General features: G+C 68.0%; 25 protein-coding genes. 14 read left to right on the top strand and 11 right to left on the bottom strand.

The features are described 5' to 3' along the window. Positions 1-121: 121 nt before the first annotated feature. On the bottom strand, positions 122-607 hold the full coding sequence (locus tag D0901_RS05965; RefSeq protein ID WP_129139376.1) for a MarR family winged helix-turn-helix transcriptional regulator: 486 nt from the start codon (positions 605-607) through the stop codon (positions 122-124). Between the two features lie 77 nt (positions 608-684). On the opposite strand from D0901_RS05965, the gene D0901_RS05960 reads away from it, so the two are divergent. The 4 genes from D0901_RS05960 (at position 685) to D0901_RS05945 (ending at position 4,585) form a co-directional block, all read left to right on the top strand. Next, a complete protein-coding gene (locus D0901_RS05960; protein WP_129139375.1) occupies positions 685-1,569 on the top strand; it encodes an EamA family transporter in 885 nt (294 codons plus the stop codon). Beyond that, positions 1,566-2,228: an NAD(P)-dependent oxidoreductase gene (locus D0901_RS05955; RefSeq protein ID WP_129139374.1), complete on the top strand. Its 663-nt coding sequence runs from the start codon at positions 1,566-1,568 to the stop codon at positions 2,226-2,228. The genes D0901_RS05960 and D0901_RS05955 overlap by 4 nt, the downstream gene beginning before the upstream one ends. A 241-nt stretch (positions 2,229-2,469) precedes the next feature. Then, on the top strand, positions 2,470-3,189 hold the full coding sequence (locus D0901_RS05950; protein WP_129139373.1) for an SDR family oxidoreductase: 720 nt from the start codon (positions 2,470-2,472) through the stop codon (positions 3,187-3,189). 196 nt (positions 3,190-3,385) lie between these two features. Continuing rightward, entirely contained in the window at positions 3,386-4,585 is a 1,200-nt protein-coding gene (locus tag D0901_RS05945; protein ID WP_129139372.1) for an MFS transporter, read from the top strand. Positions 4,586-4,843: 258 nt separating this feature from the next. Here the strand turns inward: D0901_RS05945 and D0901_RS05940 are convergent, their stop codons facing one another. Beyond that, entirely contained in the window at positions 4,844-6,055 is a 1,212-nt protein-coding gene (locus tag D0901_RS05940; protein WP_129139371.1) for a DUF1835 domain-containing protein, read from the bottom strand. A 213-nt stretch (positions 6,056-6,268) separates the two neighbouring features. Between D0901_RS05940 and D0901_RS05935 the strand changes: the two genes are divergently transcribed. After that, positions 6,269-7,258, top strand: coding sequence for an alpha/beta hydrolase (locus tag D0901_RS05935; RefSeq protein ID WP_129139370.1), 990 nt, complete (start codon positions 6,269-6,271; stop codon positions 7,256-7,258). A gap of 69 nt (positions 7,259-7,327) precedes the next feature. After that, on the top strand, positions 7,328-7,549 hold the full coding sequence (locus D0901_RS05930) for a DUF3820 family protein (RefSeq protein ID WP_129139369.1): 222 nt from the start codon (positions 7,328-7,330) through the stop codon (positions 7,547-7,549). A 7-nt stretch (positions 7,550-7,556) separates the two neighbouring features. On the opposite strand, the gene D0901_RS05925 is transcribed toward D0901_RS05930, so the two are convergent. Together D0901_RS05925 and D0901_RS05920 are read right to left on the bottom strand one after the other, a co-directional pair. Continuing rightward, positions 7,557-8,438, bottom strand: a complete 882-nt coding sequence (locus tag D0901_RS05925; RefSeq protein WP_129139368.1) for a DMT family transporter — start codon at positions 8,436-8,438, stop codon at positions 7,557-7,559. A 98-nt stretch (positions 8,439-8,536) separates the two neighbouring features. Further along, a complete protein-coding gene (locus tag D0901_RS05920) occupies positions 8,537-10,330 on the bottom strand; it encodes a sodium:solute symporter family protein (RefSeq protein ID WP_233440370.1) in 1,794 nt (597 codons plus the stop codon). Positions 10,331-10,543: 213 nt separating this feature from the next. Between D0901_RS05920 and D0901_RS05915 the strand changes: the two genes are divergently transcribed. From D0901_RS05915 to D0901_RS05905, 3 genes are read left to right on the top strand one after another with little or no spacing between them, the layout of a single operon-like run. Then, positions 10,544-11,557 carry a TRAP transporter substrate-binding protein gene (locus tag D0901_RS05915; protein ID WP_129139367.1) on the top strand — a complete coding sequence of 338 codons (1,014 nt, stop codon included), beginning with the start codon at positions 10,544-10,546 and terminating at the stop codon, positions 11,555-11,557. Further along, positions 11,557-12,117 carry a TRAP transporter small permease gene (locus D0901_RS05910; protein WP_129139366.1) on the top strand — a complete coding sequence of 187 codons (561 nt, stop codon included), beginning with the start codon at positions 11,557-11,559 and terminating at the stop codon, positions 12,115-12,117. The genes D0901_RS05915 and D0901_RS05910 overlap by 1 nt, the downstream gene beginning before the upstream one ends. Further along, the gene (locus tag D0901_RS05905) at positions 12,118-13,422 is read left to right on the top strand and encodes a TRAP transporter large permease (RefSeq protein WP_129139365.1); all 1,305 of its coding nucleotides are present in this window, start codon (positions 12,118-12,120) and stop codon (positions 13,420-13,422) included. A 64-nt stretch (positions 13,423-13,486) separates the two neighbouring features. On the opposite strand, the gene D0901_RS05900 is transcribed toward D0901_RS05905, so the two are convergent. From D0901_RS05900 to D0901_RS05880, 5 genes are all read right to left on the bottom strand, one after another. Continuing rightward, on the bottom strand, positions 13,487-14,341 hold the full coding sequence (locus D0901_RS05900) for a sugar phosphate isomerase/epimerase family protein (RefSeq protein ID WP_129139364.1): 855 nt from the start codon (positions 14,339-14,341) through the stop codon (positions 13,487-13,489). A gap of 79 nt (positions 14,342-14,420) precedes the next feature. Beyond that, positions 14,421-15,437 carry an ABC transporter permease gene (locus tag D0901_RS05895; RefSeq protein WP_203234802.1) on the bottom strand — a complete coding sequence of 339 codons (1,017 nt, stop codon included), beginning with the start codon at positions 15,435-15,437 and terminating at the stop codon, positions 14,421-14,423. Beyond that, complete coding sequence (locus D0901_RS05890) at positions 15,434-16,453, bottom strand: ABC transporter permease (RefSeq protein WP_129139363.1); 1,020 nt, start codon at positions 16,451-16,453, stop codon at positions 15,434-15,436. The genes D0901_RS05895 and D0901_RS05890 overlap by 4 nt, the downstream gene beginning before the upstream one ends. Next, positions 16,446-17,975, bottom strand: coding sequence for a sugar ABC transporter ATP-binding protein (locus D0901_RS05885; protein WP_129139362.1), 1,530 nt, complete (start codon positions 17,973-17,975; stop codon positions 16,446-16,448). Before D0901_RS05885 ends, D0901_RS05890 begins: the two co-directional genes overlap by 8 nt. A gap of 76 nt (positions 17,976-18,051) precedes the next feature. After that, positions 18,052-19,056: a substrate-binding domain-containing protein gene (locus D0901_RS05880; RefSeq protein ID WP_233440369.1), complete on the bottom strand. Its 1,005-nt coding sequence runs from the start codon at positions 19,054-19,056 to the stop codon at positions 18,052-18,054. Positions 19,057-19,256: 200 nt separating this feature from the next. Here D0901_RS05880 and D0901_RS05875 point away from each other — a divergent pair, with 200 nt between their 5' ends. From D0901_RS05875 to D0901_RS05860, 4 genes are all read left to right on the top strand, one after another. Next, positions 19,257-20,321 (top strand): LacI family DNA-binding transcriptional regulator, encoded by a 1,065-nt coding sequence (locus D0901_RS05875; protein WP_129139361.1) that lies wholly within the window; start codon positions 19,257-19,259, stop codon positions 20,319-20,321. Continuing rightward, positions 20,299-20,931 (top strand): nucleoside/nucleotide kinase family protein, encoded by a 633-nt coding sequence (locus D0901_RS05870; protein WP_129139360.1) that lies wholly within the window; start codon positions 20,299-20,301, stop codon positions 20,929-20,931. Before D0901_RS05875 ends, D0901_RS05870 begins: the two co-directional genes overlap by 23 nt. A 160-nt stretch (positions 20,932-21,091) precedes the next feature. Further along, positions 21,092-21,415 carry a heme-degrading protein HmuQ gene (gene hmuQ, locus D0901_RS05865; RefSeq protein WP_129139359.1) on the top strand — a complete coding sequence of 108 codons (324 nt, stop codon included), beginning with the start codon at positions 21,092-21,094 and terminating at the stop codon, positions 21,413-21,415. A gap of 4 nt (positions 21,416-21,419) precedes the next feature. Next, on the top strand, positions 21,420-22,325 hold the full coding sequence (locus tag D0901_RS05860) for an oxidoreductase (RefSeq protein WP_129139358.1): 906 nt from the start codon (positions 21,420-21,422) through the stop codon (positions 22,323-22,325). Between the two features lie 4 nt (positions 22,326-22,329). On the opposite strand, the gene D0901_RS05855 is transcribed toward D0901_RS05860, so the two are convergent. Further along, positions 22,330-22,956, bottom strand: coding sequence for a TetR/AcrR family transcriptional regulator (locus tag D0901_RS05855; RefSeq protein ID WP_129139357.1), 627 nt, complete (start codon positions 22,954-22,956; stop codon positions 22,330-22,332). A gap of 156 nt (positions 22,957-23,112) precedes the next feature. Between D0901_RS05855 and D0901_RS05850 the strand changes: the two genes are divergently transcribed. Beyond that, positions 23,113-25,149: an NADH:flavin oxidoreductase gene (locus tag D0901_RS05850; RefSeq protein WP_129139356.1), complete on the top strand. Its 2,037-nt coding sequence runs from the start codon at positions 23,113-23,115 to the stop codon at positions 25,147-25,149. Between the two features lie 16 nt (positions 25,150-25,165). Here the strand turns inward: D0901_RS05850 and D0901_RS05845 are convergent, their stop codons facing one another. Further along, positions 25,166-26,413 carry an AGE family epimerase/isomerase gene (locus D0901_RS05845; RefSeq protein WP_129139355.1) on the bottom strand — a complete coding sequence of 416 codons (1,248 nt, stop codon included), beginning with the start codon at positions 26,411-26,413 and terminating at the stop codon, positions 25,166-25,168. Positions 26,414-26,446: the final 33 nt, after the last annotated feature.

The following is a 26,446-nucleotide window of genomic DNA, read 5'->3' as shown; positions in this document are numbered from 1 at the left end:
CAAGGCAAAATCGACCGAAAAACGGACCGGGCTGGCGCTCCAGTTTACACGGGGTAAATGAGCATTTTGAGGCCGATTTTAACGCCGTATTGTCGAGCGCAGGCATTTTGTAAACATCCTCTTAATCCTCGAACGAAGCCAGCCACTTGCCAAGCAACTCATCCAGCCTCGCCCGCTCGTCGTCGCTCAGCGCCTCGGTCAAGCGGTGCTGGTTGGCGACGTGTTCGCCCACCACCTGATCGATCAGCGCGAACCCCGCGTCCGTCAGCGCCACCACCGAGCCGCGCCCGTCGTCGGGGTCACGGCGCCGGGTGACGAGACCGGCCTCCTCCAGCCGGTCGATGCGGTTGGTCATCGTCCCCGAGGTGACCATCGTCCAGGCAATCAGCGCGGACGGGCTGAGCGCATGGGGCGGCCCGGCACGCCGGAGCGTGGCGAGCACGTCGAAACCGGCCGCCGTGAGCCCGTGAGCCGTTATCACGCGCTCCATCCCCTGGGAAAGATGCACGTTGAGGCGCTTCACGCGGCCGATGGTCCCCATCGGGGCAACGTCGAGGTCCGGGCGCTCGGCGCGCCACTGCGCGAGAATACGTTCGACTTGATCCATGCCGTCAGGCTAACCGGCCAATAGTTTGACATCAAGATTTATTGGTTTATCTTGACGTCAAACTATTGGAGGCCGCCATGTCACACACCCGGGATCTCTTGCTCACCGCCGCCGCGCCGGCGGTCTGGGGAAGCACCTACCTCGTCACCACGGAGCTGCTGCCCCAGGGGTACCCGCTCACGGTGGGAATGCTGCGGGCGCTTCCCGCCGGCCTGCTCCTGCTGCTGATCGTTCGCGAGCTGCCACCGGCCCGCTGGCTCGGGCGGATCGTCCTGCTCGGCGCGCTGAACTTCACGGTGTTCTGGGCGGCCCTGTTCGTCGCCGCCTACCGGCTGCCGGGCGGTACCGCGGCGACGCTCGGTGCCATTCAGCCGCTCATCGTGCTGGTGCTTTCGCGACTCGTGCTGGCCACCCCCATCCGCGCCGGCGGTCTGGCCGCCGCCGTCGCCGGCATCCTCGGCGTGGCGCTGCTGATCATGGAACCCAGTACCCGGCTCGATCCCATCGGCGTTGGCGCGGCGTTGCTCGGCGCCCTGTCGATGGGCGCCGGCACGGTGCTGACCCGTCACTGGCAGCCCCCGGCCTCGCCGCTGACCGTCACGGCCTGGCAGCTCGTCGCCGGGGGCCTGCTGCTGTTACCGCTGGCACGTGTCGTGGAACCGGCGTTTCCCCTGCCGTCGGCCAGCAATCTCGTCGGCCTGGCGTGGCTCGGCCTGATCGGCTCGGCACTCACCTACTACCTGTGGTTCCGGGGCATCGCCCGGCTGGGGCCCGCCACCGTCACCGCATTCGGCTTCCTGAGTCCGCTCACCGCGGTGGCGCTGGGCTGGCTGGTGCTCGGCGAAACCTTCAGCACCACGCAGGCACTGGGCGCGCTCATCGTGATCGCCAGCGTATGGCTCGGTCAGCGCGCCGCTCGCAAGCCCCTCACAACCCCTTCGTTGGCAGGAGACAAGGCATGAAGATCATCGTATTCGGCGCGACCGGCGAGATCGGGCATCACGTGGTGGCACAAGCCCGGCGGCGTGGTCACACCATCACGGCGGTGGCACGCTCACGGCGACGCCTCGAGGAACTGGAAGGCTCCCTGACACGCCAGGCGGCGGACCTGATGGCCGACCCCGACGCGGCACGACGGCTGATACCGGGACACGACGCCGCCATCAGCACCCTGCGGCCGGCGACGGGGGCGGAAATGCAGCTCGTCGCCCTCACTCGCGCCGTGCTCTCCGGGGCGGCGAGCGCCGACGTTCCAGTCTTCGTCACCGGCGGCGCGGCGACTCTAAAGCTGCGCGCCGGCGAACCCGCCAGTGTGCTGAACACACCGGGATTCCTGCCCGAGGCGGTGCGCCCCATCGCCGAGGCCTGCGCCGCACAGGACGCCCTGCTCGACGTCACTCCCGATGCCCGCTGGTACTGCCTGCGGCCACCGGCGATGCTGGTACATGGCCCGGGCACGGGCGATTACCAGTGGGGCACGGATACCCTGGTCAGCGACGCGGAAGGTATCTCGCGGATTTCGTATGCCGACTTCGCCTCGGCGATGCTGGATCTGGTCGAGACGGGACACGATCGGCACCCCCGGCGGCTGACGGTGGGGTGGCAACGAGTACCGAACTAGCCGGAACATTAGGGCTGCCCCCTTATCGAACACGATAACGTCACATCGCGTTATCCCGGACCTCAGAGGGTATTTACAAAGTCGGCGAGCGAAGGCAAGACAAGGCAAAATCGGCCGAAAAAACGGAGTTTACACGGGGTAAATGAGTATTTTGACCGGGCTCGCGCGCGAGGCCGATTTTAACGCCGTATTGTCGAGCGCAGGCATTTTGTAAACACCCTCTCAAATGGAGAACCGTCCCATGCAACCCCGAACCTTTCTCGTCACCGGCGCGTCGCGGGGGATCGGATGGGCCATTGCGAAGACATTGGCCGATCAGGGGCACCGGATCGTCGGGGTGGCACGCCAGGGCGACGCAGCCAACTTCCCGGGCACCCTGCTGAGCGGCGATCTCTCCCGGATCGATACCACGCAGGACCTGCTGGAGCACGTCAGGGCCGACTACGCGATAGATGGCATCGTGAACAATGTCGGCATCGCCTCTCCCCAGCCACTGGAGTCGCTCGATCTGGCCACCCTGCAGAGCGTCCACGACCTGAACGTGCGCACCGCCATACAGATCGTCCAGGCGTTGATCGCTGGCATGCGAGAGAGACGCTTCGGTCGCATCGTCAACATCTGCAGCCGGGCCATTCACGGCGCCAGGAACCGCACGGCGTATGCCGCCGCCAAGAGCGCGCTGGCGGGCTGCACGAAAAGCTGGGCCCTGGAGTTCGCCGAACATGGGATTACCGCCAACGCGGTCGCCCCGGGCCCTACCGCCACAGAACTCTTCCATCAGGCGCGCCCCGCCGGGAGCCAGGCGGAGCGGGAGGTCATCGCGACCATTCCCATGCGCCGGCTCGGCTCTCCCGAGGAAATCGCGGCTGTCGTCGGCTTTCTGATGTCGGACGCGGCGAGCTTCGTCACCGGCCAGGTCATCGATGTGGATGGCGGCGGCAGTCTGGGCGGACGCTCCTGAGCGTGTCGGCGCCGACGGCGACGAGATAGCGTAGACAGCCTCCTCGCACCGCTGCGCGCGCTTTCCAGCGTCGAGGCAATCGGCCGTGCGCCCATGCGGTAGCCCCTCGATGCACATCGATTGTCGGGCACATACCTTGACGTAAAGATACTTTATATCGAGAATCTAGCCGAACATCGACCCCCTGGAGGACGCCATGTCGAATGCCAACGCCGGGCGCCATGCGCTGGTTGCACTCACCGTCGTGCTGGTGGGGCTGAACCTCCGTCCCATCATGGCGGCCGTCGGCCCCATCCTCGCCAGCGTTCAGGCAGCGACCGGCATCGGCGATACCACCGCCGGGCTGTTGACCACGCTGCCAGTGCTGGCCATGGGACTGTTTGCCTTGCTGGGCGGCATGCTGCAGCGCGTTCTGGGCGTCGAGAAGACGGTGCAGTACGGCCTGGTGATGGTGGGTGCGGCGACCCTGGCGCGCCTGCCCTTCCACGGCGAGGCGGGCCTGATCGCCACCGCCGCGGCGGGCGGCATCGGTATCGCCGTCATCCAGGCGACCCTGCCCGGGATGATCAAGCGGGACCACGGCGCCAAGGCCGGCCAGCTAATGGCCCTTTACACGGTCGGCATCATGGCCGGCGCCATGGTGTCCTCGTCGCTGGTCGCCCCGTTGTCGGCGATGCAGGGCTGGCCCGTGGCACTATCGGTATGGGCGGCCTTCGCCATTCTGGCCCTGCTCGGCTGGCGCCGGGTCGGCACGCCACGGCCGGGGGCCGACGCCGGCGGTGGGCCGGGCCTGCCGATGGCGTCACCGCGCGCCTGGTACCTGATGCTGTTCTTCGGCATCGGTACCGCCGCCTACACCCTGGTGCTGGCCTGGCTGCCGCCCTTTTATGTCCAGTTGGGATGGTCGGAGACGGCCAGTGGCTTCCTGCTGGGCGGGTTGACCCTGGCTCAGGTCGTCGCCGCCGTCGGCCTCTCGTCGGTCGTTGACCGCTTCCCGGACCGCCGCCCGGTGTTCTACGTCATCCTCGTGGTCATCGCGCTGGGTCTGCTGAGCCTGATCGTCGCGCCGCAACCGCTCGCCCTCCCGGCCCTGTTGCTGCTCGGCCTGGGCATCGGCGGGCTGTTCCCGATGTCATTGATCATCGCCGTCGACCATCTGCAGGCGGCGCGCCAGGCGGGCGCCCTGCTGGGCTTCGTCCAGGGCGGCGGGTACATCATCGCCAGCGTCATGCCGTTCCTGGCCGGTCTGCTGCGCGACGCCTTCGATGATCTGACCCTGGCCTGGGGCATCATGCTGGTGGGCATCCTGGTGCAGATGGTCATGGTCCCGCGCCTGTCGCCCGGCGACTCCCTGTCCAGCGAGGACTGGCGCCTTCACAGCACGGCACGGTCATGAGTGGCTGGCTGGCGACACGACCACCAATCCGTCCTGTCCATCCACTCATGCCGTCTCGTTCGGGGCCCGCGTCGTGTAAGACGCCGGCCGTGGGTCGCCGTCTCGGCGATTTCCCGTTCCAGCGCCTTCTGATGTCCAATAATTCAATATGTCCATTTTTCATGGACACCCGTGAAAATTGGACAGCAAGGCCCCCCTATTCAGAGACAGCCGTGGAGCCGGCCGCCATCCTCTGACATAGCCCGCCGGGCACACCCCTCAATGCGGCGCGATACGGATGCCCCCGACCCAGCGGGCCGTCGTCACGAAATCCAGCCAGTTGCGCCGGCCGGCCAGCACTTCCCTGCCCAGCGTCGTCAGGGCGAGCGTCCGCTGGGGCCATTCGCAGTCGGTGTCGGTGATCGCGAGCAGCGGCCGTGGCGCCTCGATCAGCGCCTGGATCTGCCACCAGAACATCAGGTCGCCCAGGTAGGGCAGCGGTTCGGACTCGCGCATCAAGCGCGAAAACGCCTGGCCGACCGTCAACGGGCCATGGTCGCGGACGCTCTCCAGCGTGAGCCGCTCGGTCAGCCCGAGCCCCGTCGTCGGCTCGGGCAGTTCCCGAAGGTGCCGGGCGAGCGCCCGCCCCATCATCGGTAGCGCCGGCGTGCCGGTGGCGACCAGGGCCTCGAGCGGGTCGGGCCGGTCGGCGACCAGCGCACCCCAGGCACGCGTGCCGAGTTCCAGCAGCGGGGCCTGCACCGGGCGGCGCTGCCGCCACAGCCAGGCGAGCAGATCGGGGGCGAGCTGGCCGATACCGATGAAACGCGCCACACCGGGGATGCTGTCCACCGCGATCAGCTCGACGCGTGCCTCGGGACGCTGCCGATTCAAGCGGTGCAGCAGGTAGGCCAGCAGGAGCTGATCGTAGCTGTCGTGCTCGAACCACAGCACGATGCGTTGATAGCGTTCGAGGCTCTCCAGCCGTTCGTAGCTGGCGCGCAGGCGCCCCAGGGCATCCGCCTCGGTCATGGCGAAGGCGCCGGCCAGAAAGCGGGCCCGCAACCGCATCAGTGCGTCCGGCGGCAGATCGGCCAGCGGCCCGAGGCAGAACGGGTCGGAAAATTCCAGGAAGTCGCCGACGAAGCCCGCCGTGCGCAGGCTGTGTTCGATATCGTTGCCGCAGCGGATGTGCAGCGTGGCCAGGTCGCGGTCGCCCCGCTCGGCGAGCTGCGCCTTCGCGGCATCGAGCGCGCCGATGTGTGCCTTCAACCGGGCCCAACTGGCAAAACCCCTTTCCCGGGCGATGACGAACTGGGCGTCGGCCAGCTTGAGAGGCGTCTGACGCGGCGGCAGATGGTCGAGGACACGCGCCAGGGCGTGGGGCTCGTTCGCCCGAACCGCCTTGAGCAATTCCTTGGCACGCTTGCGCTGCTGTTCGAGGTTGAGGCGGCCATGGGAGATGGCGTCGGGCCGGCTGGACGGGGTCATACGATTCCCTCCATGCGCCTGCGTCCGCCGGACAGGCCGGGAGTCGTATGGATGGCATCGATGGTGGCGATGGGCGCAGCCCTTTCCGCGGACGGGGACGCCTTGCGGCGCTGGAATCAGCCTACCGCAGCGCAGGCCCGTGTCAATCTCGCGGCTCGCCAGCCACCGCCGGGAAGCGCTAGGCTGGCAGCACGTCGCCAACACGAGAAGCCGATGAAACTCCTCCTCATTGCCGTACTCCTGATCGTCATCGGCCTGCCCGTTGCCGTGGTGCTGGCCCTTCTCTTCGGCGGGCCGTCCAGCCCGCCCGTGGCCAAGGGCATCACCGAACCCTTCAAGGCGCTGGACGACAGCGACCTGCCGGCGCCCAGCCACTACCCGGCGCGCGACGGGTCGCAACTGGCCTTTCGCCATTACCCGCCCCACGCCACGGCGCAGCGAGGCAGCGTGGTCCTGCTCCACGGTTCCTCGGCCACCAGCTGGAGCCTGCACCCGCTGGCCCGGGCCTACGCCGATGCCGGCTACGCCGCCTACGCGCTGGATGTGCGCGGCCACGGCGGCTCCGGCACCCGGGGCGTGATCGACCATGTCGGTCAACTGGAAGAGGATCTGGAAGACTTCATGCGGGCCGTCACTCCCGCCGCGCCGACCACGCTGGTGGGCTTTTCCGCCGGCGGCGGTTTCGCGCTCAGGGTCGCCGGCGGCCGGTACCAGGGGCTGTTCGACCATTACCTGCTGCTGGCGCCGTTCATCGGCCAGGATGCCCCCACCTACCGCCACGGCAGCGGCGGCTGGGTGCGCGTCGGCATCCCCCGCTACCTGGCGATCCTGCTGTTGAACCGGCTCGGCATCCACGCCTTCGACCACCTGCCGGTGGTTCGCTATGCCCTCAACGACGAGGCCAAGGCCGCCCTGACGCCCTGGTACGCTTTCAACCTGGCACAGAACTACCGACCGGAGCGCGACTACCGGGCGACCATCGCCGCGGTCCAGCGGCCGATGCACGTGCTGGTCGGCGAGCAGGACCCGGTGTTCCACGTCGAACGCTTCGACGCGGTGTTCCGGGAAGCGGGAAGTGCGGCCCCGGTCGAGCTGCTGCCCGGCATCGATCATGTCGGCCTGGTCCTCGAGCCCCGTGCCATCGACGCGGCGATCGACGCCACCCGGGACCTTCACCGGCACGACAAGCCTTCCGTTCCATGACCGCTGGAGCCCGCCGGACGGCAACCGGAAGCCGCATGGCATAATCGCGCGATCGACACAGGAGCCAGCGTGAAACCCGAAGACCTGGAAAAACTGCTCACCCGCCGCATGCCCTTCGGCAAGTACGAGGGTCGGCCGATCGCCGACCTGCCCGGCCCCTATCTCAACTGGTTCGCCCGCGAGGGCTTTCCGCGCGGCGAGATCGGCCAGTTGCTCGAACTGATGCACGAGATCGACCACAACGGCCTGAGCGACCTGCTCGAGCCGTTGCGCCGACGGCACGCCGAGTGACGCCTGCTCAGCCCGCTCGACCGGGGCTGGTAGCCGCCCTAGCCCGCAGCCCCAGCCAGGCGTTGGCGACCAGCGTGACCAGGGTCAGCGTGCCGCCGTAGAGGGTGGCGCCGGGCGGGCGCTCGCCGAGGATCCACCACACCCAAAGCGTGCCGAGTATCGCCTCGACGAGGTAGAACAGCGCGACTTCGGCGGAGGGCAGATAGCGCGTGGCGTTGTTGATCAGCGCCGTCGCCAGGGGCATCTGCACCAGCCCCATGACGGCGAGGACGACGTAGCTGCCGGCGTCGAGCCGCAGCGGGGTCGCCATGGGCCAGGCGATCGCCGCCGAGACGAGCCCGCCCACCGCGATCAGCGGCAGCCGGTCCATGACGGGAAAGCGCCGCAGCAGGGTGAGATTGCCGCCCACGGCCGCCGAGGCGCCCAGCGCGTAGAGATTGCCCAGCATCCCGTCGCTCTGCAGCGAGCCGGCGAAGACGATCACCAGCCCCAGGGACGCCAGGGCAATCGCCATCCAGGTGCGCGCCGCGACGGCCTCGTGCAGGCAGAACCGCGTGAACAGCGCGGCGAACAGCGGCGCGGTGCTGAGGATGACCACGACATTGGCCACCCGGGTATGCATGACCGCCAGGACGAACAGCGTCGACGTCGCGGCCAGCAGCAACGCCGACAGCAGCGCGGCGCCTGCGTGCCCCCGCAGCGTGGCGAGACGGTGCCTACGGCCATAGAGCAGCCCCACGGACAGCGCCATCAGGCTGCCCCGCCAGAACACGATGTCCCAGCCGTCGCTGTCCGCCAGGCGCACCAGCAGGCTGTCGACACTCAGCACCAGTATGCCGAACGTGGCCAGCAGCAGGCCGTGACGGTGATCCTGTACCTCGAGAGACATCGCCGGCACCTCGCTTGACGAGTCGGGGCCGCACCCGGCGATGCGGCCCCGATGGGTGGATCGGGCGGCAATGGCGGCGCCGTGGCCGCCACGCCGCGTCAGGCACCGCTGGAGACGCTTCGCGCTACCCCGGCCCGGCGGGTGCGGGCGACCCGGTACCCGACCCCGCCAGCGATGAGCAGCATGCCGCCACAGCCCACCGCCAGCGCGTAGGCACCCAGCGTCGCCGATTCGGCGATGGCGAAGCGCCCGGCCAGCCCGGCGAGGGTGTCCGCGTACTGGTACCACAGGAAGACGCCCACCAGGATTCCCGCCAGCATGGTGCCGACGGCCACCCGGCGCGTGCCGCTTTCCCAGTTCGCCTGGGTTGCCTCGTCGCGCCGGTGCAGGCTCGCCAGGTAGTCGCGTTCCGCCGGGCTGACCGTGGTCAGCCGCGAGGCCGCCACGATGGCCACGAGCGCCGCCAGGGTGCTGACCACGACCGGGTGCAGGTAGACCGGCAGCGTGACCCAGCCGGCCTGCTCGGCCAGCGAGAGCAGCAGATTGCCGACGAAGCCGACGATCAGCCCCCAGGCCGCGCCGGCGGCGGTGATCCGCCGGCTCCAGATGCTCATCAGCGCCACCGGCCCCCAGGACGAGGCGAACAGTGTCGCCGCGAACCACACCACGGCCATCACCGCCGGCGGCTGGAACAACGCCAGCACCAGGGCGATCAGCCCGGCGGCGAGGACCGCGATGCGGCTGGTGCGCATGGCGGTCTTCTCGTCGCGCGAGGCGGGCAGGATGTCGTTGGACAGGCTGAAGCCGATGATCGACAGGAAGGTCGAGCAGGACGACAGGCCGGCCGCGAAGACGCCGGTCAGAATGACGATGCCCAGCCAGGTGGGCAGCACGTTGAGCGCCGACCAGACCATGGCGTGTTCGCCGTCGAGGCCGGGGTCGTAGAGGTTGATGGCCGCGCCGGTCATCATCATCAGCGCATAGAAGATCGCCAGCGCCACGGCGGTGAGCATCGCCGAACGCATCACCACGTGCTCGTTGCGCGCCATCAGGTAGCGGCTGGCCTGCCAGGGGCTGGCGGCGAGCACCGCGGCCCACACCAGACCCAGCGTCAGCCCCCAGGTCAGTGCCTCGCCGGGCGAGGAGAAGGTGGCGTCCTCGCCCTGAATGACACCGTGCCACAGCGCGATGCCGGGCTTGTCGGACTGGCTCAGCAGCCCTTCGATGACGCCGTGCCAACCGCCCAGGTCGTCGATGATGTACAGCGACCCGCCCAGCGCGGCCAGCGAGAAGATCACGAACATCACCGTGTCGGTCAGCACCACACCCGGCGAGCCCGAGTAGAGGATGAAGCCGGTATAGGTCAGCCAGACCAGCACCAGGCCGACCCAGTACGGCAGCCCGGTGAGTTCCTCGAACATGATCCCGGCGCCCTGCATCACCCCCAGCAGGTAGGCGCCCAGACCGACCACCGTGGTCAGCCCGGCAATCACCTGCACGCGCCGCGAGGCGAAGCGCTTGCCGAAGAACTCGGGCACCGTGAGCGCGCCACTGCGCCGCAGGTAGCGGCCGAAGGCCAGCGCTCCCAGCAGGCAGCCGGAGGTGCTGACGGCGGCGAAGATCAGCATGACGAAGGGGTACCCGGCGTAGGCGAAGCCGGTCTCGCCGAGAAAGGCGCTGGTACTCAGGTAGCTGGCCACCAGGGTGCCGAGAATCAGGAAGGTCGGGGCGTTGCGCCCGGCGACCAGGTAATCGTCGAGGTGCTTGACGCGACGCCCGGCCAGGTGGCCGATGACGAAATAGCCGATCAGGCTGAGCAGAATGGCGATGGTGTAGATCATGGCAATGACCGTGATTGTGGACTTGTTGGTATTCGCCATGATGCTGGCCATGCCCGGGCCGGTCGTTCTCTCAGCGTCACCCCGAAAGGTTTGCACGACACCGCGCCGATACCGCTTGCCGCTGGCGCACCTCACACGACCCGACGGCGCGCCCCCCGCACGGGTGCCGGCGTCGCACAGGGAACGCTTTGCGTCGTCCAGAGACCGCCCTCGGTCGGGACGTTTCCCGAAGCTCAAGGATCGACCAACAACAAGGACTCACCCATGCCCGGCAGATTGTCCATTTCCCCCGCCCGCCTCGTGACGCGCTCGCTGCTGGCGCTCGGCCTGGCGGCTCTGGCCGCCCCCGTCTACTCGGCGTCCATGGATTTCTCCAACGAATACAATGCCAGCTCGATCCATGCCCAGGGCGATGCCTGGTTCATCGACCGGGTCAAGGACCTGACCGACGGCGAGGTCGACATCACCCTGCACACCGGCGGCTCGCTGGGTTTCCGCTCGGCGGATCACTTCTATGCCGTGGCCGACAACGCCGTGCAGATCGCCGACAGCCTCTCCGGCACTCTCGGCGGCGTGGACCCCATCTTCCTGCTGTCGTCGCTGCCCTTCCTGGCGGACGACGTCGAATCCGCGCACCGCCTCTACAATATCGCCCGGCCCGAGTACGCCAAGGTCTTCGAGGCCAATGACCAGATCCTGCTCTATGCCTCGCCGTGGCCGGCCAGCGGCATCTGGTCCAAGACTCCGGTGACCAGCATGAAGGACCTCGATGGCCTCAAGATCCGCAGCTACGACCGCAACGGCACGGAAGCCTTGTTGAGCGCCGGCGCCTCGCCGGTGAAACTGTCCTGGGCCGATGTCGTGCCCCAGCTCGCCACCGGCGGTATCGAGGCGGTGCTGACCTCGGCCGAGGCCGGCGCCAACGGCAGCTTCTGGGAACACCTCAGCGATTTCAGCGCCATCAACTACGCCGTTCCGCTCAACATGGTGCACATGAACCGGGATGCCTTCGAGGATCTCAGCGAGGCCAACCAGCAGGCGGTGCTCCAGGCGGCCAAGGAGACCGACGCCCACAACTGGGAGGTCGTGAAACAGCGTCTGGCACAGAACTACGCCGAGTTGCGCGAGCACCAGGTGGCCATCCACGACCCCATCCCGGGCGAGTTCCAGGCCGGCCTGGAGAAGGCGGCCGAGCCGGTGGTCGCCCACTGGGTCGAGTCGGCCGGCGATCGCGGCCAGCGCATCCTCGAACAGTACCGCGACCCAGAGGCCCCGTGATGGCGGCCCCCGAACCTGCCGGGGAGACCGCAACGCCGCGCCGGGTACATCCCGTCGTCGCCGTGCTCGGCCGGCTGTCCAGCGCCCTGGCGGCGCTGGGCGCCGGTGTCGCCATGCTGCTGGTGGTGTACATGCTCGGGCACATCCTGCTCGAGATCGGCCTGCGCCTGTTCGGTCGCTCCACGTTCATCCTCGACGAATACATCGGCTACAGCGTGGCGGCAATGACCTTCCTCGGCATGCCCTACGCCCTGGAAAAGGATGGGTTGATCCGCGTTTCCCTGGTCCTCGAGCGCCTGCCCCAGGGCTGGCGCTGGCCGCTGGAGCTGTTCGCCAGCCTCACGGCCCTGCTCGCCTTCGGCTGGCTGGCACGCTACTGGACGCTGGCCGTGGAGCGCAGCTTCGCGCGCGGCATCATCAGCGAGACGATGGCCCGCACCCCGCTGTGGATCCCCCAGGGCGCGGTACTACTGGGCCTGTACCTGCTCTGCTTCACGCTCGCCGTGCGCACGCTGCATATCCTCGCGCAGCGCCGGACCTTCCCGCCCGGAGGACGATGAATGGACATGCTTCTCACCGGCGCCGGGGTCATCGCCCTGTTGCTCGGCGTGCTGGCGCTGGGCAACTGGGTGTTTTCCGGCCTGGTCATCGTCGCCATGCTCTCGCTGTGGGGGTTGGGCGACTTCGATGCCCAGCGGATCGGTCTGATCCTCTCCAAGATCCTGTTCCGCGCCGCCAACAGCTGGGAGCTCTCGGCCATCCCGCTGTTCATCCTGATGGGCGAGCTGATCTTCCGCTCCGACATCTCCGAACGGCTGTTCCGGGGCCTGACGCCGCTGACCCGGCACCTGCCCGGCGGCATCCTGCACACCAACGTGCTGGGCTGCACGCTGTTTGCCGCCGTCAGCGGCTCGAGCGCCGCGACCACCGCCACCGTCGGCAAGATCACCACCCAGGAACTGGCCAGGCGCCACTACGACCGCGACCTGTCGATCGGCTCGCTGGCCGGGGCGGGCAGCCTGGGGCTGCTGATACCGCCGTCGATCGTGATGATCGTCTACGGCGTCCAGGCCGAGGTCTCGATCAGCAAGCTGTTCATGGCGGGCGTGCTGCCGGGGCTGCTGATCGCCGCGCTGTACGTCGGCTACGTGGCCCTGCGCAGCCTGCTCGACCCGCGCGTCGCGCCCCGGGGCGAGGACGACGCCACCGGCGTCGGCCGCGCCCTGCTCGATCTGGCGCCGGTGCTGGGACTGATCGTGATCGTGCTGGGCGCCATCTACAGCGGCATCGCCACCCCCTCCGAGGCCGCCGCGGTGGGCTGTGCCGCCACCCTGGTCCTGCTGCTGTGGGAACGCCAGCTGAGTCTGGCCCTGTTCGTCGATGCCCTGCGCGGCGCGCTGATCAGCGCGGTGATGGTCTGCAGCCTGCTGATCGCCGCCGCCCTGCTGTCCACCGCCATGGGCTACCTGCACCTGCCCAGCGAACTGGCGGGCTGGATCGCCGCACAGGCGTTCTCGCCGGTGGCCCTGCTGCTGGCCCTGGCGCTGTTCTATATCGTGCTGGGGCTGTTCCTGGACGGTATCTCGATCACCGTAATGAGCCTGCCGATCACCCTGCCGATCATCGTCCAGGCCGGTTACGACCCGCTGTGGTTCGGCGTCTTCCTGGTGATCATGGTCGAACTGGGTCAGATCACCCCGCCGGTGGGCTTCAACCTCTTCGTGCTGCAGGGGCTGACCGGCGAGAGCATCGGCCGCGTGGCGCTGGCGGCGGCGCCGTTCTTCGTGCTGATGTGCATCGGCGCGCTGATCGTCTGCCTGTGGCCGGCGATCGCCCTGTGGCTGCCAACGGTGCTGTCGGGCTGACCGGAGGCGCCGGCGGGTGACCCGCCGGCGCCTCCGGCATCAGGGGATTACCGGACAGGACACGCTAGATCAAGCCGTACTGATCGGCCTTCATGCGCAGATAGCCGAGCCCATCTGTCAATACCTCCTCGCGGGAGGGCGCGACGTCGCGCCATACCGACAGCGCGCTGGCCACCTGCGGCGGTACGGTGATGAAGCTCTCCATGGCCATGCCGCCCTTGAAGTCGATGGCGGCGAGGGCGGCGAAGACCTCGTCCCAGGCAATGGTGTCGCGGCCGGGGGTGCCACGATCCGAGGCGGAGAGGTGGATGTACTTGAGATGCTCGCGGGCGCGCAGAATCCCCTGGGCGATGCCTTTCTCCTCGATGTTCATGTGATAGGTATCGAGGTGCACGAAGACATTCTCGGCACCGACCTTTTCGCACAGCCGGACCGCCTGATCGGCGGTGTTGATCAGATGGTTCTCGTAGCGGTTGACCGCTTCCAGCCCGTACAGCATGCCCTTGGAGCGGGCGTAGGCGGCGGCGCGCGCCACCACGCGTGCGGTGTCATCGAACTCCTTCTCGGTGGGGCGCTGGCCGGTGCGCTGGCCGATCCCCCCGTAGATGACCCCGCTCATGGCCTTGGCGCCGATCTCCGCCGACTTGTCGATGGCCATGGTGAGGAAATCCAGGGCGCCTTCGGGGTTGTTGGTGGGCAGCTTGTCCAGCGGTAGTCCGAGCGAGCAGACGCAGGCCACCTCGGCTTGCTCCAGCAGGCGGCGGGTATGCGCAGTGTCCACTCCCTCGGGATCGAGCATGGTGATCTCGAGGAAGTCGATGTCGTGCTTGACCGCTTCCGGGATCGCGAATTCGGCGGCCTCCCGGTTCCACTCCATGGCCCACATGGCCGTGTGTACGCCAAAGCCACTGACACTCATAGCCTCATCCTTCTGTCGTTGATGTCTTGGATAGATCGATGTCGCGAAACACACTCAAACGTGACGGCGCTGCGCAGTGTCAGCGACGTCGCCGGCGGCGATCGCGTAGCCGGCCCCATAGATAGCGCACCACCATCACGGCGATGAGGATGCCGCCCCACAACGCCGTGGCGAGGTGCTGGTTGGTGCCGAGTAGATTGAGACCGGAACTGATCACCTGCAGGATGATCAGCGCCATCACCACCGGCGCCACGCGGCCGAAGCCGCCGAACGGATCCACCCGGCCGAGGAAGCAGGCGAGTACGGTGATCAGCAGGTAGGCTTCACCGTGCCCAACTCGCACCGAGTTGAAGCGGCTGGTCATGATGATCCCGGCGACGGCACACATGACCCCCGAAAGCACGTAGACCAGGGTCAGGGCGCGCCGGGTGCTGATGCCGGAGTAGCGCGTGGCCTCGGTATTGGAGCCCAGCATGTAGATCGAGAAGCCCAGCCGGGTGCGATTGAGGATCAGCGCCCACAGGGCGGCGCAGGCGGCGAACACCAGCAGCGGCACGGGGATGCCGAGCCAGGTGCCCTGGCCGAGGCCGACCAGGGCGTCGGGGAAGCCCGAGACACTGCCGCCACGGGTGAGGAATTCACCCAGCCCACGCAGGAAGATCATCATCGCCAGCGAGGCGAGGATCGGATGGGCGCCGGTGTAGGCGACGATGGCCCCCAGCGCCCAGCCGATCAGGGCGCCGCTGAGCAGCGCCGCCAGCATGCCCAGCAGGATCCCGCTCATGCCGGCCTCTGGGCCACCCAGCCAGCCGACCACCCAGGCCATCACCAGGGCCGAGAAGTTCGCCGAGAAGGTGATCGCCAGATTGAGCCCGCCGGAGAGCAGCGGGATCAGCATGGCCAGTGCCAGAAGCCCCAGCTCGGGGAGCTGGAAGGCGATCGAGTCGAAGGTGGCGCCGGTCAGGAAGCGATCCGAAAGCAGGCTGAAGCTCACCACCAGTACGCCCAGCACTATACCCATGCCGGCCAGCTCGCCGGCGGCGGGGCTTTTGCTCCCGGCGGGGTTCATAAGACGCGAGATCACGCTCGGGCTCATGACAGCACCTCCTGGCGCGGGGCGGCGCGTCGGCGGGCAAGACGGGTGCGCAGGACGTCCAGGGTCTCTCCCGACATGCAGATGGCGATCAGGATGATGGCGCCGACGATCATGCGGAAGGCGTAGGGCGAGATGCCCAGCAGGTTGAGGCCGTTCTGGGTGATGGCGATCAGCGCCAGGCCCAGCACCGCCCCCAGCAACGTGCCGCGCCCGCCCCCCAGACGCGCGCCGCCCAGCACCACGGCGGCGAGGACATCCAGTTCGCGGCCGTACAGCGCGTTGGGCACGACCTCCTGGGCGTAGTGCATCTGCATCAGCCCGGCGATGCCGGCGCAGGCGCCCAGCCAGCCGTAGGCGAGATAGTGCATCTTGGCGATGCCGATACCCAGGCGGCGGGCGGCTTCCGGATTGTCGCCCATCGCGAACAGCTGACGCCCCAGGTTCAGGCGGCGCAGCAGCAGCCAGGTCGCCAGCACCACCACGGCCATGACCGCTACCGGCAGGGTCAGTTCCGCCCAGCCATTGGCGGTTTCGTGCTCGAACAGCACCACGCGCTCCACCAGCCAATCCGGCAGGTTGTAGATCGACACCCCATCGGTGAAGAACATCAGCAAGCCGAAGAAGAGGTTGAAGGTGGCGATGGTCACCACGATCGAGATGATGCGGAAGTGATGGATGAGGGCGGCATTGAAGGCGCCCAGCAGGGCGCCGAAGCCGATCGACAGGGCGAAGCCGAGCACCCAGCCGCCCCCGCCCAGACTCAGCAGCGTGGTGGCGACCAGGTACTGCACCACCGAGGCGGCCACGGCGAAGGAGATGTCGATACCGCCCGCGACCAGCACCACCAGCAGGCCGGCGGCGAAAATCACGTTAACCGCCGAGTAGTTGAGCAGGTCGAGCAGGTTGACCAGGGTCAGGAAGGTGTCGGTGGTCAGCGCGAGCCCGCCGCAGATCACCGCGATCACGGCGATCAGCCACAGTTCCGTGCTGCCCAGGCGGGGCAGGAATTTACGCATGGACGGCCTCCTCGATCCGCTCGAGTTCGGTATGGGCGGGAATGAACGATTCGACCAGGCGACCGTCGCGCATGTGCAGCACGCGGTCGGCGTTGAAGTAGACCTCCGGGGTCTCGTCCGAGATCAGCAGGATCGCCATGCCCTGGGCAGCGAGCTCGGCGACGATCTCGAAGATGCCGGCACGCGCGCCGACGTCCACCCCCACGGTGGGGCTGTCGAGAATCAGCAGACGCGGCTCGGTGGCCAGCCACTTGGCGAGCACGATGCGCTGCTGGTTGCCGCCGGAGAGGCTGGAGACCGGATCCTGGGGCGAGCCGACCTTGACCTTGAGGCGCCGGATCCAGTCCGCCACCAGGCCGGTTTGCCGACGCGGCGAGAGCAGCCCGGCCCGGTTCAGCAGGCGGCCGAGCACGGTGATGGCGATGTTGTCGGCGATGGCCTGCTGCTGCACCAGGCCGAGGGAGAGTCGATCCTCGGAGACGTAGGCGATGCCGGCGCGGATGGCATCGCGGTTGGAGGTCATCCTAAGCGGTCGGCCGTCGAGCAGGATCTGCCCGCGCTCCGGCCGGCGCATGCCGAACAGTGACAGCGCCAGCTCGGTGCGCCCGGCACCCAGGCGTCCGGTCAGGCCGACGATCTCGCCGGGACGAATGTCGAGATCGATGTCCCGGTACTCACCCTGGCGGGTCAGTCCTCGGACCGACAGCCGGGGCTCGCCATCACCTGTCGGCGCGGGCCGGGTGCGGTAGTCGAACTGGCGACCGGTCATCAGCTCGGTCAGGCGTGACTGGGTCATGCCCTCAGTGGAGTAGGTGCCGACGTAGCAGCCGTCGCGCAGCACCGTGACCCGGGAGCAGATATCCAGCACCTCGGCCAGGCGGTGACTGACGAACACCACCGCGATGCCCTGGGCCGAGAGTCGCCGCACGATGTCGATCAGCGCCTCGGTCTCGTGCCGCGACAGCGAGGCGGTGGGCTCGTCCATGAACACCAGTCGCGCGTTGGCGATCAGTGCGCGGGCGATGGCCACCAACTGCCGGTTGGCGATCGACAGCGAGGCCACCCGAGCATCCAGGTCGATGTTCACGCCCAGGCTGTCGAGAATCTCGGCAGCCTGGGCGCGCATCGCCGCAGTCTTGACCAGCCGTGGACGGCGACCCAGGTTGCGTTCGAAGGCGATGTTCTCGGCCACGCTCATCTCGGGGAACAGCGCCAGGTCCTGCCAGATGACCTGGATGCCCAGTTCGCGCGCGCGGGCGGGATCGATGCCGAGCATGTCCTGGCCATCCCACTGCATGACGGCGCCGGGTTCGGGGGCGTGGACGCCGCTGACCGTCTTGATCAGCGTGGACTTGCCACAACCGTTCTCGCCGGCCAGGCACAGCACCTCGCCGGGACGCACGTTGAAGGCGATGTCGTCCAGGGCCTGGACCCCGCCGAAGCGTTTGGAAACATGCTCGAGGCGCAGTAGCCAGGGTCCCGGATCGATGTCGCCGGGCTGTGAGTGAATCGGGGTGTGCATGGCGCACCTCTGGCGTAATCCTGGGGGGATTCAGAGGCGCTGGTGCCCATTCGGATGGGACACCGGCGCCGTGGCGTCAGAGACCGAGCGCGGCCAGGTCGTCGACGGTCTTGTCGTTGATCTCGACCAACTGGTCGACAATGATGTCGCGACCTTTCACGTCAGGATGGATCTCGCCGAGGCCCGCGATCTCCATCCCGTCTTTCAGCGTCTCACCCTTGGCCAGCAGGGTGCCGAGGGTGACGAAGACTTCGCCGGCCTGTTTCGGGTTCCACATGAAGCCGCCGCTAAGCACGCCGTCATGCACCAGGCGACGACCCTGGCCGGGGGAGAAGGGGCCGAGCACCACGACGTCGCCGCTGCGGCGGTGTTCTTTCACGGCGCGTGCTGCGCCGATCGGCCCCTGGCTACCGAAGGCCAGGATGCCGCCCAGGTCGTCATTGGCACGCATCAGGTCGAGGGCGGTGCGCCGGGAAGCGTCGACATCCTCCGCCACGCCGTAGCGATCACCCACCAGTTGCATGTCGGGGTAGTGCGCCTTGATGTAGGCGATGGCGGCATCGGCCCAGGCATTGTGCAGGGGCACGGTCAGCCCGCCGACGAACACCGCGTACTTGCCGCTGCCGCCCATCAATTCGCCCAACCGCTTGCCATAGGCGGCACCGAAACCCTTGACCGAGGCGAGCTCGAAGTCCCAGTCGACGTTCTTCTGATCGGGGGATTCATGGGTGAGCACGATGATGCCCTGCTCCCGGGCGCGGGCCAGTACCGGCTCGAGCACCTGGGCATCGTTGGGCACCACGCCGATCACATCCACGCCCTGGGCGATCAGATCCTCGATCGCTCGCACCTGCAGGGCCGGATCGGCGCTGGTCGGGCCCACCATGAAGGCGTTCACGTCCAGTTCCTTGGCGCGCTCTTCGATGCCCGCTTCCATGGCGTTGAACCAGGGTATCCCGCCGATCTTGGCGACCACGCCGATGGTGATCTCCTTGGCCATCGCTGGCGCGGTCGCCAGCGTCATGAGCAAGACGCTGGCGGCGAGGGTCAACCAGCGGCGTACACCTTTGTTGCGAATCATATGCATGTCTCCCAGGGCTATTGTTGTAGGGCCTGTTTGAGTCGTACGGCATGACGTGTCGCTGTCTTGGGGCACCCGCCAGCCGGGCATGTCGGTCGTTTCGGTTATTAGCAAAAACCTTTTAGCTTGTGGCGTCAATGCGATCATGGCATCGTCTTTAGTCCAAGACTCACCTCGTAGCCCAGGCGTCGGAGACCGCTATGACCAAGGCGAACCGCAAAGGGGGCACCACGATTCGAGAGCTGGCCAGCGCGGCGGGGACCTCGATCTCGACGGTCAGCTTCGTGCTGAACGGCAGTTGGCGGCAGCATCGCATCAAGGAGGCCACGGCGGAGCACGTGCTGGCGGTGGCCCGGCAGATGGACTACCAGCCCAACCAGCGCGCCCGGGGGCTACGCATGCAGCGATCGTCGCTTGCCGGCATGATCGTGCCCCATCACCGCAACCGGTTCTTTGCCGGCCTGATCGAGAGCTTCGAAAGCGAGGCCCGGCAGCGCTCGCTGGTGCCGATCGTGGTCAGCACGCAGCGTGACCACGAGATCGAGACGCAGGTCGTCGAGACGCTGGTGGCACAGCAGGTGGAGCTGATGGTGATTGCCGGCGTGCGCGATCCGGAGCCGCTGAACCGGCTTTGTCTCGCCCGTGGGGTGCGCTGTGTCAACGTCGACCTGCCGGGCGCCAATACCTTCTCCGTGGTCACCGACAACGTCGGCGGCGCACGCAGCCTGACCCGCTGGCTGTTGGACGGCCTTGCGTCACGGGAGCGGGTGATCTTCCTCGGTGGTCGGGAGTCGGAGTACGCCACGGATCAGCGCGTGTCGGGCTTCATGGCGGAGTGCCAGGCGCGCTCCCATCCGGTCGAGGCGGGAGACGTCCTGCGCTGCGGTTACAGTCCGCTGGCGGCCAAGAACGCGCTGGAAACACTTTTCGCCAAGAGTGACCGACCGCCGTCAGCGCTATTGGTGAACTCGATCACCGCCTTCGAGGGCTTTGCCATGTTCTGGCATGCCCACCCCGAGTTGGTGCGGCACGTCCGACTGGCGTGTTTCGACTGGGACCCTTTCGCCGCCTGCCTGCCCCTCGACACCGTCATGCTGCGCCAGGACATGGAAACGATGATTGCTACCTGCTTCGAGTGGTTCGATCGCGCTGACGAGCGCACCGGCGAGGTGGCGGTCATCCCGCCACGTCTGATGATCGGCGATCCCTCGGAGTCACTGCTGGCACAGGAGGCGATACCGAATGCCGACCCGCACCAACCTTGATGATCTGATTGCCCGTCTCGTCCCCATGACGCAAGGCCCCGAGCGCCGCATCGTGGCGCTGGCAGGCCCACCGGGCGCGGGCAAGAGCTATATCGCTGCGCGTCTGATGGAGGCCTTGACGGCGCTCGCCCCCGGGAGCGCCGAGATTCTGCCGATGGATGGTTTTCACTACGACGACACCCTGCTGACGCAGCGTGGCGACCTGGCACGCAAGGGGGCACCGCATACCTTCGATGTCGAGGGCCTGTCAGTGACGCTCGCACGGATCGCGGCCGACGACGGTAGCGTCGTTGCGGTGCCGGTATTCGATCGCGCGCTCGAGATCGCCCGAGGAGCCGCGCGGCTGATCGGCCCCAAAGCGCGGCTCATCGTGGTAGAGGGCAACTACCTGCTGCTCGATGACCCGCTCTGGGCGCGATTGGCTGACAGGTTCGATCTACGTGTCTTCATCCAGGTACCGGAGCACGTACTGGAGGAACGTCTGACCCGGCGCTGGGCGCACCTCTCCGACGCCCAGCGTCAGACCAAGCTGGAGGGCAACGACCTGCCCAACATGCGCCTGGTCCTGCAGCACGCGAACCGCGCGGACCTCTTTCTGGAGAATGGCTGAAGACAAAGGCCGGAGGAAAAACCTGTCGAGAGATCACTCCCGGGGGCAGTCAATGACGGCACCGACGTGCCGAGGCCGCCCCTGCCGACCGCCTTGCCCCACTCGGGGGAAGGTGTCATCGTTCCCGGGCACCCATCGATCCGCCAGGAGGCACACCATCGTGTTCATCGCCATGAATCGTTTCCGGGTCAATCCCGAGCGAACGGAGGAGTTCGAACGGATCTGGCTGGAGCGGGAGAGCCACCTCCAGGGCCTGCCCGGTTTCGTCGAGTTCCACATGCTGCGTGGCCCGGAGAACGACGATCACGTGCTCTACGCCTCGCACACCGTCTGGCGCTCGCGCGAGGATTTCGAGGCCTGGACGCACTCCGAGGCGTTCCGCGCGGCGCACGCCAATGCCGGGCAGAGCCGTCGCGAGGGGCTCTACCTGGGCCCGCCGCAGTTCGAGGGCTTCGAGGTGATCCAGACCGTCGGCAACGACTGAGCCGATGGCGACCGACCACGCCGCCCCGCTGGCGATCGTCACCGGGGCCAACACCGGACTGGGCTTCGAGACCGCCCGGGGCCTTCTCGCGCGGGGCCATCGCGTCATCGTCGCCGCGCGCAATCCGCACAAGGGCCGTGCCGCCGTCGAGGCGCTGCGTGCCGAATTCCCCGAGACTGCGGTGCGCTGCGAGCCACTCGACCTGGACAGCCTGGCCTCGGTGCGTGACTTCGCCGCCCGGGTACGCGAGCACGAGGGCGCGCTGGACGTGCTGGTGAACAATGCCGGCATTCTGGCGCCTCCGACGCGGGAAACCACCCGCGACGGCTTCGAACGCCAGCTGGGCGTCAACTACCTGGGGCACTTCCTGCTGACCAGCCTGCTGCTGCCCCTGCTGCTGGCGGCGCCGGCCCCCCGGGTCGTGCAACTCTCGAGCCTGGCGCATCGCGGCGGGCGTATCGATTTCGACGACCTCCACGGCGAGGGCCGTTACGATCCCTGGCGAGCCTATCGCCAATCCAAGCTGGCCATGCTGCTGTTCAGTCAGGCGCTGCAACGCCACAGCGACGCGCGTGGCTGGGGGCTGCTCAGCGTGGCGGCGCATCCGGGGCTGTCGCGCACCGCGCTGTTCGAGCATGGCGTCGAGAGCCGCGCCCTGGTGGGCAGCCTGTTTCGGCTGGTGATGCCGCTGATCAGCCAGTCCGCCGCCGACGGCGCCCGGCCGGTGTTGCACGCGGCCACCGCCGATGACGTGCGCCCCGGCGACTACTTCGGCCCCGCCGGGCCGGGGGAAATGCGCGGCGCCGCGAAGCGCGCCCGCGCCACCGCCGCGGCCCGCGATCCGGCGCTCGCCGAGCGCTTGTGGGGGGTCTCCTGCGAGGCGACCGGCGCCACCTGGAACGACGCGTGACGCCTCAGGCTTCGTCGGCGAAACGCGCCGGGTGGCGGGCGGCAAAACGCGCGAGATCCTCGGGCGTGCAGCTCTGCCCGGTGAATATCTCGACATAGTGCGCCACGCGGGCGAGTCGGGTTTCCCGGCTCTCGCGGGTGTGCATCGAGATGTAGCCGATCTGGATCAGGTAGACGGTCCGCGCCCGGGTGTCCGCCTCCGCCGCGGCGTATCCGTAACGGACGAACAACCGTTGCAGGGCCTCTAGACGCCGTTCGTCGGCATGCCGCACGCGCTCGGCGACGGCGCCGTCCTGCAGACTCCAGCTCCTCACCGCGTATTCGAATTCCGAGTCGAAGAGGCCCGGGTCGAACCAGCAGTCGAAGACGTTAAGCACGGCTTCGACGATCGACGCGGCATACGCCTCGCTCTGGCGGACGAGCGCCTCGGTGTTCTGGCGCTCCCAGCGCGCCAGCAGTGCGGCAAGGACCGCTTCGCGATCCTCGAACAGCCAGTAGAAACTGGTCCGCGACGTGCCGAGCTTGCTGGCCAGCGGCACGATCTTGACGGCCCCGACCCCGCCGCCGATCAGCAGCTCATAGGCCGCATCGATCCAGGCCGCCTGGTTGACGGTCGAACGCTCGCCTTTCACTTGATTCCCTCCGACGCCACCTTCACGGCCAAGGCCATCGCCCCACCCTCTCCTTTTCTTTCCTTTACTGTACACCACTGTCTATTATTCTGACACCGATGTACAGAACCATCATCGGGCCGCCTCGACGCCACAACAACAAAGGAATCTCGCCCCGTGAACCACGACCCTCTGCTGCAGCCCCTGCAGATCAAGCATCTGACGCTCAAGAACCGGGTCATGCTGACCGCGCACGAGCCCGCCTACGCCGAAGACGGCATGCCCAAGGCACGCTATCGGGCCTATCACGTCGAACGTGCCCGCGCTGGCGTGGCGCTGACCATGACCGCCGGCTCGGCGACGGTCTCCCGGGACAGTCCGCCCGCCTTCAACAACATCCTCGCCCATCGCGACGAGGTGGTGCCGTGGATGCGCGAGCTGACCGACGCCTGCCACGAGCACGACACGGCGGTGATGATCCAGCTGACGCATCTCGGCCGTCGCACCCGCTGGGACAAGGGGGACTGGCTGCCCATCGTCTCGGCGTCGCATCACCGCGAAGCCGCCCATCGCGCCTACCCCAAGACCGCCGAGGACTGGGACATCGCGCGGATCATCGACGATTACGCCGATGCCGCCGAGCGGATGCACGCCGCCGGCCTGGACGGCCTCGAGATCCAGGCCTACGGCCACCTGCTGGACCAGTTCTGGTCGCCGCTGACCAACGAGCTCGACGGCCCCTACGGCGGCAGCCTGGACAATCGCCTTCGCCTGACCTTCGAGATCCTCGCCGCCATTCGCGCGCGGGTGGGCGAGCGCTTCCTGCTGGGCGTGCGCTACACCGGCGACGAGTGCCTGCCGGGCGGACTCGACGCCGACGACGGCGTGACGATCTCGCATCGCCTCAAGGACAGCGGTCTGGTGGACTTTCTCAACGTGGTCCGCGGGCACATCGACACCGACCCCGGGCTGACCGATGTCATCCCGGTGCAGGGAATGCCCAGCGCGCCGCATCTCGACTTCGCCGGCGAGATCCGGCGCGCGGTCGACTTTCCCACCTTCCATGGCGCGAAGATCCAGGACGTCGCCACCGCGCGGCACGCCATCGCCTCGGGCAAGGTCGACATGATCGGCATGACGCGGGCCCACATGGCGGACCCGCACCTGATGCGCAAGGTCATCGAAGGCCGCGAGGCCGAGATTCGCCCCTGCGTCGGCGCCAACTACTGTCTCGATCGCATCTACCAGGGCGGCGCGGCCTACTGCATCCACAACCCGGCGACCGGCCGCGAGACCAGCCTGCCGCACACCATTACGCCGGCGACGGCTCGCCGCAAGGTGGTGGTGATCGGCACCGGGCCCGGCGGGCTGGAGGCGGCGCGGGTGGCCGCCGAACGCGGCCACGAGGTGGTGGTGTTCGAAGCCGCCGACGCGCCCGGCGGGCAGATTCGCCTCACGGCCCAGAGCCCACGCCGCCGCGAGATGATGGGCATCATCGACTGGCGCTACGAACGCTGTCAGGCCCTGGGGGTCACCTTCCACTTCAACGTGTTCGCCGAGAACGACGAGGTCCTGGCGGAGGCCCCCGAGGTGGTGATCGTGGCAACCGGTGGGTTACCCAACGAACGGGCCCTGGAAACCGGCAACGACCTCGTCGTGACCGGCTGGGACATCCTCTCGGGCCACGCGAGGCCGGGCAGCGACGTCCTGGTCTACGACGACGCCGGCGATCACACCGCCCTGCAGGCCGCCGAGATCATTGCCCGGGCCGGAGGACGGGTCGAGTACATGACCGCCGACCGTGCCCTGGCACCGGAGGTGATGGCCATGAACCTGGTTCCCTACCTGCGCGCTCTGCAGCAGCTCGACGTCACCTTCACGCCGAGCTTCCGGCTGACCGGGGTGCGCCGCGACGGCGAGGCCCTGCTGGCCTCGATCGGCAGCGACTACACCGGCGTCCGCCGCGAGCGGCGAGTCGATCAGGTCGTGGTCAATTTCGGCACCCTGCCGATGGAGGACCTGTACGCGTCGCTCAGGCCGCTGTCGAGCAACCGTGGCGCGGTCGACTACGAGGCCCTGATCGCCGGCGAGCCGCAGCCGCTCGCCGGCGAGGTGGGGGGAAGGTTCCAACTGTTCCGGGTGGGCGACGCGATCTCGCATCGCAACACCCATGCCGCCATCCACGACGCGCTGCGGCTGGTCAAGGATCTGTAAGCCGGGCGGGGGCGACTCATAACCTTTCGACCGCCAGCGCCAGGTTGGGCGCCAGCGGCAGCCGGGGCAGCAGCGTGGCCTGATAGGCGTGGTAGAGATCGGGCTTGATATCGCCCTCGGCGGCATCGATGGCCAGACGGCCGTCCAGCTCCTGGCGCCAGCCGCCCCGCTCGCGGTCGACGAAGACATCGTCGATGACGTCCCACAGCCGCCGGTACCAGTGCTCGTAATGCGCCTCGCCGGTGCGCTGGATGAAGGCCGCCGCCGCGGCCGCGGCCTCGGCATGGACCCAGTGACGCCGGCGCCGGGAGACCGGCTGCCCCTGCCAGTCGACGGTATACACCAGACCCGGTGCGCCATCGGCTTCCCAGCCGTCACGCAGGCTGGCGTCGAACAGCGCGGCGGCCTCCACGAACAGCCAGGGCGGAGCCGCCTTGCCGCGCCTTTCCAGCGCGGCCTCCAGGTGCAGCATCAAGCGCGCCCACTCGAAGCCGTGACCGAGGGTGGCGCCATAGGGGTAGAAGCCGTCGTCGGGCCGGTCGGCGTTGTGCTCCGGCCATTCGGACCAGTCGCCGTGGAAGTGCTCGAGGATACGGAAATCACGGGCGGCGGCGTGGCGGTGGATGATTCGCTCGACGATCGCCAGTGCCCGCTCCAGCCACACGGACTCGCCGCGGACATCGGCGAGTTCCAGGCACAGTTCGACGCCGTGCATGTTGCTGTTGCCGCCGCGGTAGTCGGCGAGATCCCGCCAGTCCTGGGCGTAGCCTTCGACGAACGCCTGCTCCTCCGGGGACCAGAAACGGCTATCGATCACCTCGACCGCCTCGTCGAGCAGTTCGGCCGCCCCGGGGATGCCGGCGTGTGTCGCGGTGGCGGCCCCCAGGGCGACGAAGTGATGCAGGTAGCACTGCTTGCTGCGGTCGTCCGTCGCCGCGGGATCGCCGGCGAACCAGCCCCCATGCCGGGTGTCGCGCAGCACACCGTTCAGCGCACGGACGGCGTGTTCGGCCAGCGCCGCCGCCCCCGGCACGCCCTGGAGCGCCGCCAGGGCATAACTGTGCGCCATGCGCCCGGTGATCATGGTATCGGCGCTCGCCCCGTCGAGAAGACGGCCGTCACCGTCGATGGGCCCGAAGCCACCGGACGCCAGCCGCCCGGCGCGATGGAAGTCGAGCAGGGCCAGCCCCTCGCGGGTCAACCAGTGACGATGGGTGGCGCTGTCGAGCCAGTGGCGCGGCTGGCGTGGAGTGTCCTGGGTCATCGCTACGCTGCCTCGTGTCGACGAAGGGGCTCG

The sequence above is a fragment of the Modicisalibacter coralii genome (assembly GCF_004117855.1).
GTDB lineage: Bacteria > Pseudomonadota > Gammaproteobacteria > Pseudomonadales > Halomonadaceae > Modicisalibacter > Modicisalibacter coralii.
Note: the sequence above shows the minus strand (reverse complement) of the source record. Positions and strands in the feature narration are given on the sequence as shown.

What these genes read in the sequence shown, in the direction of transcription:
- D0901_RS05965 (WP_129139376.1), bottom strand. Translation starts at nt 607, where the DNA reads ATGGATCAAGTCGAACGTATTCTCGCGCAGTGGCGCGCCGAGCGCCCG.
- D0901_RS05960 (WP_129139375.1), top strand. Translation starts at nt 685, where the DNA reads ATGTCACACACCCGGGATCTCTTGCTCACCGCCGCCGCGCCGGCGGTC.
- D0901_RS05955 (WP_129139374.1), top strand. Translation starts at nt 1,566, where the DNA reads ATGAAGATCATCGTATTCGGCGCGACCGGCGAGATCGGGCATCACGTG.
- D0901_RS05950 (WP_129139373.1), top strand. Translation starts at nt 2,470, where the DNA reads ATGCAACCCCGAACCTTTCTCGTCACCGGCGCGTCGCGGGGGATCGGA.
- D0901_RS05945 (WP_129139372.1), top strand. Translation starts at nt 3,386, where the DNA reads ATGTCGAATGCCAACGCCGGGCGCCATGCGCTGGTTGCACTCACCGTC.
- D0901_RS05940 (WP_129139371.1), bottom strand. Translation starts at nt 6,055, where the DNA reads ATGACCCCGTCCAGCCGGCCCGACGCCATCTCCCATGGCCGCCTCAAC.
- D0901_RS05935 (WP_129139370.1), top strand. Translation starts at nt 6,269, where the DNA reads ATGAAACTCCTCCTCATTGCCGTACTCCTGATCGTCATCGGCCTGCCC.
- D0901_RS05925 (WP_129139368.1), bottom strand. Translation starts at nt 8,438, where the DNA reads ATGTCTCTCGAGGTACAGGATCACCGTCACGGCCTGCTGCTGGCCACG.
- D0901_RS05920 (WP_233440370.1), bottom strand. Translation starts at nt 10,330, where the DNA reads ATGGCCAGCATCATGGCGAATACCAACAAGTCCACAATCACGGTCATT.
- D0901_RS05915 (WP_129139367.1), top strand. Translation starts at nt 10,544, where the DNA reads ATGCCCGGCAGATTGTCCATTTCCCCCGCCCGCCTCGTGACGCGCTCG.
- D0901_RS05910 (WP_129139366.1), top strand. Translation starts at nt 11,557, where the DNA reads ATGGCGGCCCCCGAACCTGCCGGGGAGACCGCAACGCCGCGCCGGGTA.
- D0901_RS05905 (WP_129139365.1), top strand. Translation starts at nt 12,118, where the DNA reads ATGGACATGCTTCTCACCGGCGCCGGGGTCATCGCCCTGTTGCTCGGC.
- D0901_RS05900 (WP_129139364.1), bottom strand. Translation starts at nt 14,341, where the DNA reads ATGAGTGTCAGTGGCTTTGGCGTACACACGGCCATGTGGGCCATGGAG.
- D0901_RS05895 (WP_203234802.1), bottom strand. Translation starts at nt 15,437, where the DNA reads ATGAGCCCGAGCGTGATCTCGCGTCTTATGAACCCCGCCGGGAGCAAA.
- D0901_RS05890 (WP_129139363.1), bottom strand. Translation starts at nt 16,453, where the DNA reads ATGCGTAAATTCCTGCCCCGCCTGGGCAGCACGGAACTGTGGCTGATC.
- D0901_RS05885 (WP_129139362.1), bottom strand. Translation starts at nt 17,975, where the DNA reads ATGCACACCCCGATTCACTCACAGCCCGGCGACATCGATCCGGGACCC.
- D0901_RS05880 (WP_233440369.1), bottom strand. Translation starts at nt 19,056, where the DNA reads ATGATTCGCAACAAAGGTGTACGCCGCTGGTTGACCCTCGCCGCCAGC.
- D0901_RS05875 (WP_129139361.1), top strand. Translation starts at nt 19,257, where the DNA reads ATGACCAAGGCGAACCGCAAAGGGGGCACCACGATTCGAGAGCTGGCC.
- D0901_RS05870 (WP_129139360.1), top strand. Translation starts at nt 20,299, where the DNA reads ATGCCGACCCGCACCAACCTTGATGATCTGATTGCCCGTCTCGTCCCC.
- D0901_RS05860 (WP_129139358.1), top strand. Translation starts at nt 21,420, where the DNA reads ATGGCGACCGACCACGCCGCCCCGCTGGCGATCGTCACCGGGGCCAAC.
- D0901_RS05845 (WP_129139355.1), bottom strand. Translation starts at nt 26,413, where the DNA reads ATGACCCAGGACACTCCACGCCAGCCGCGCCACTGGCTCGACAGCGCC.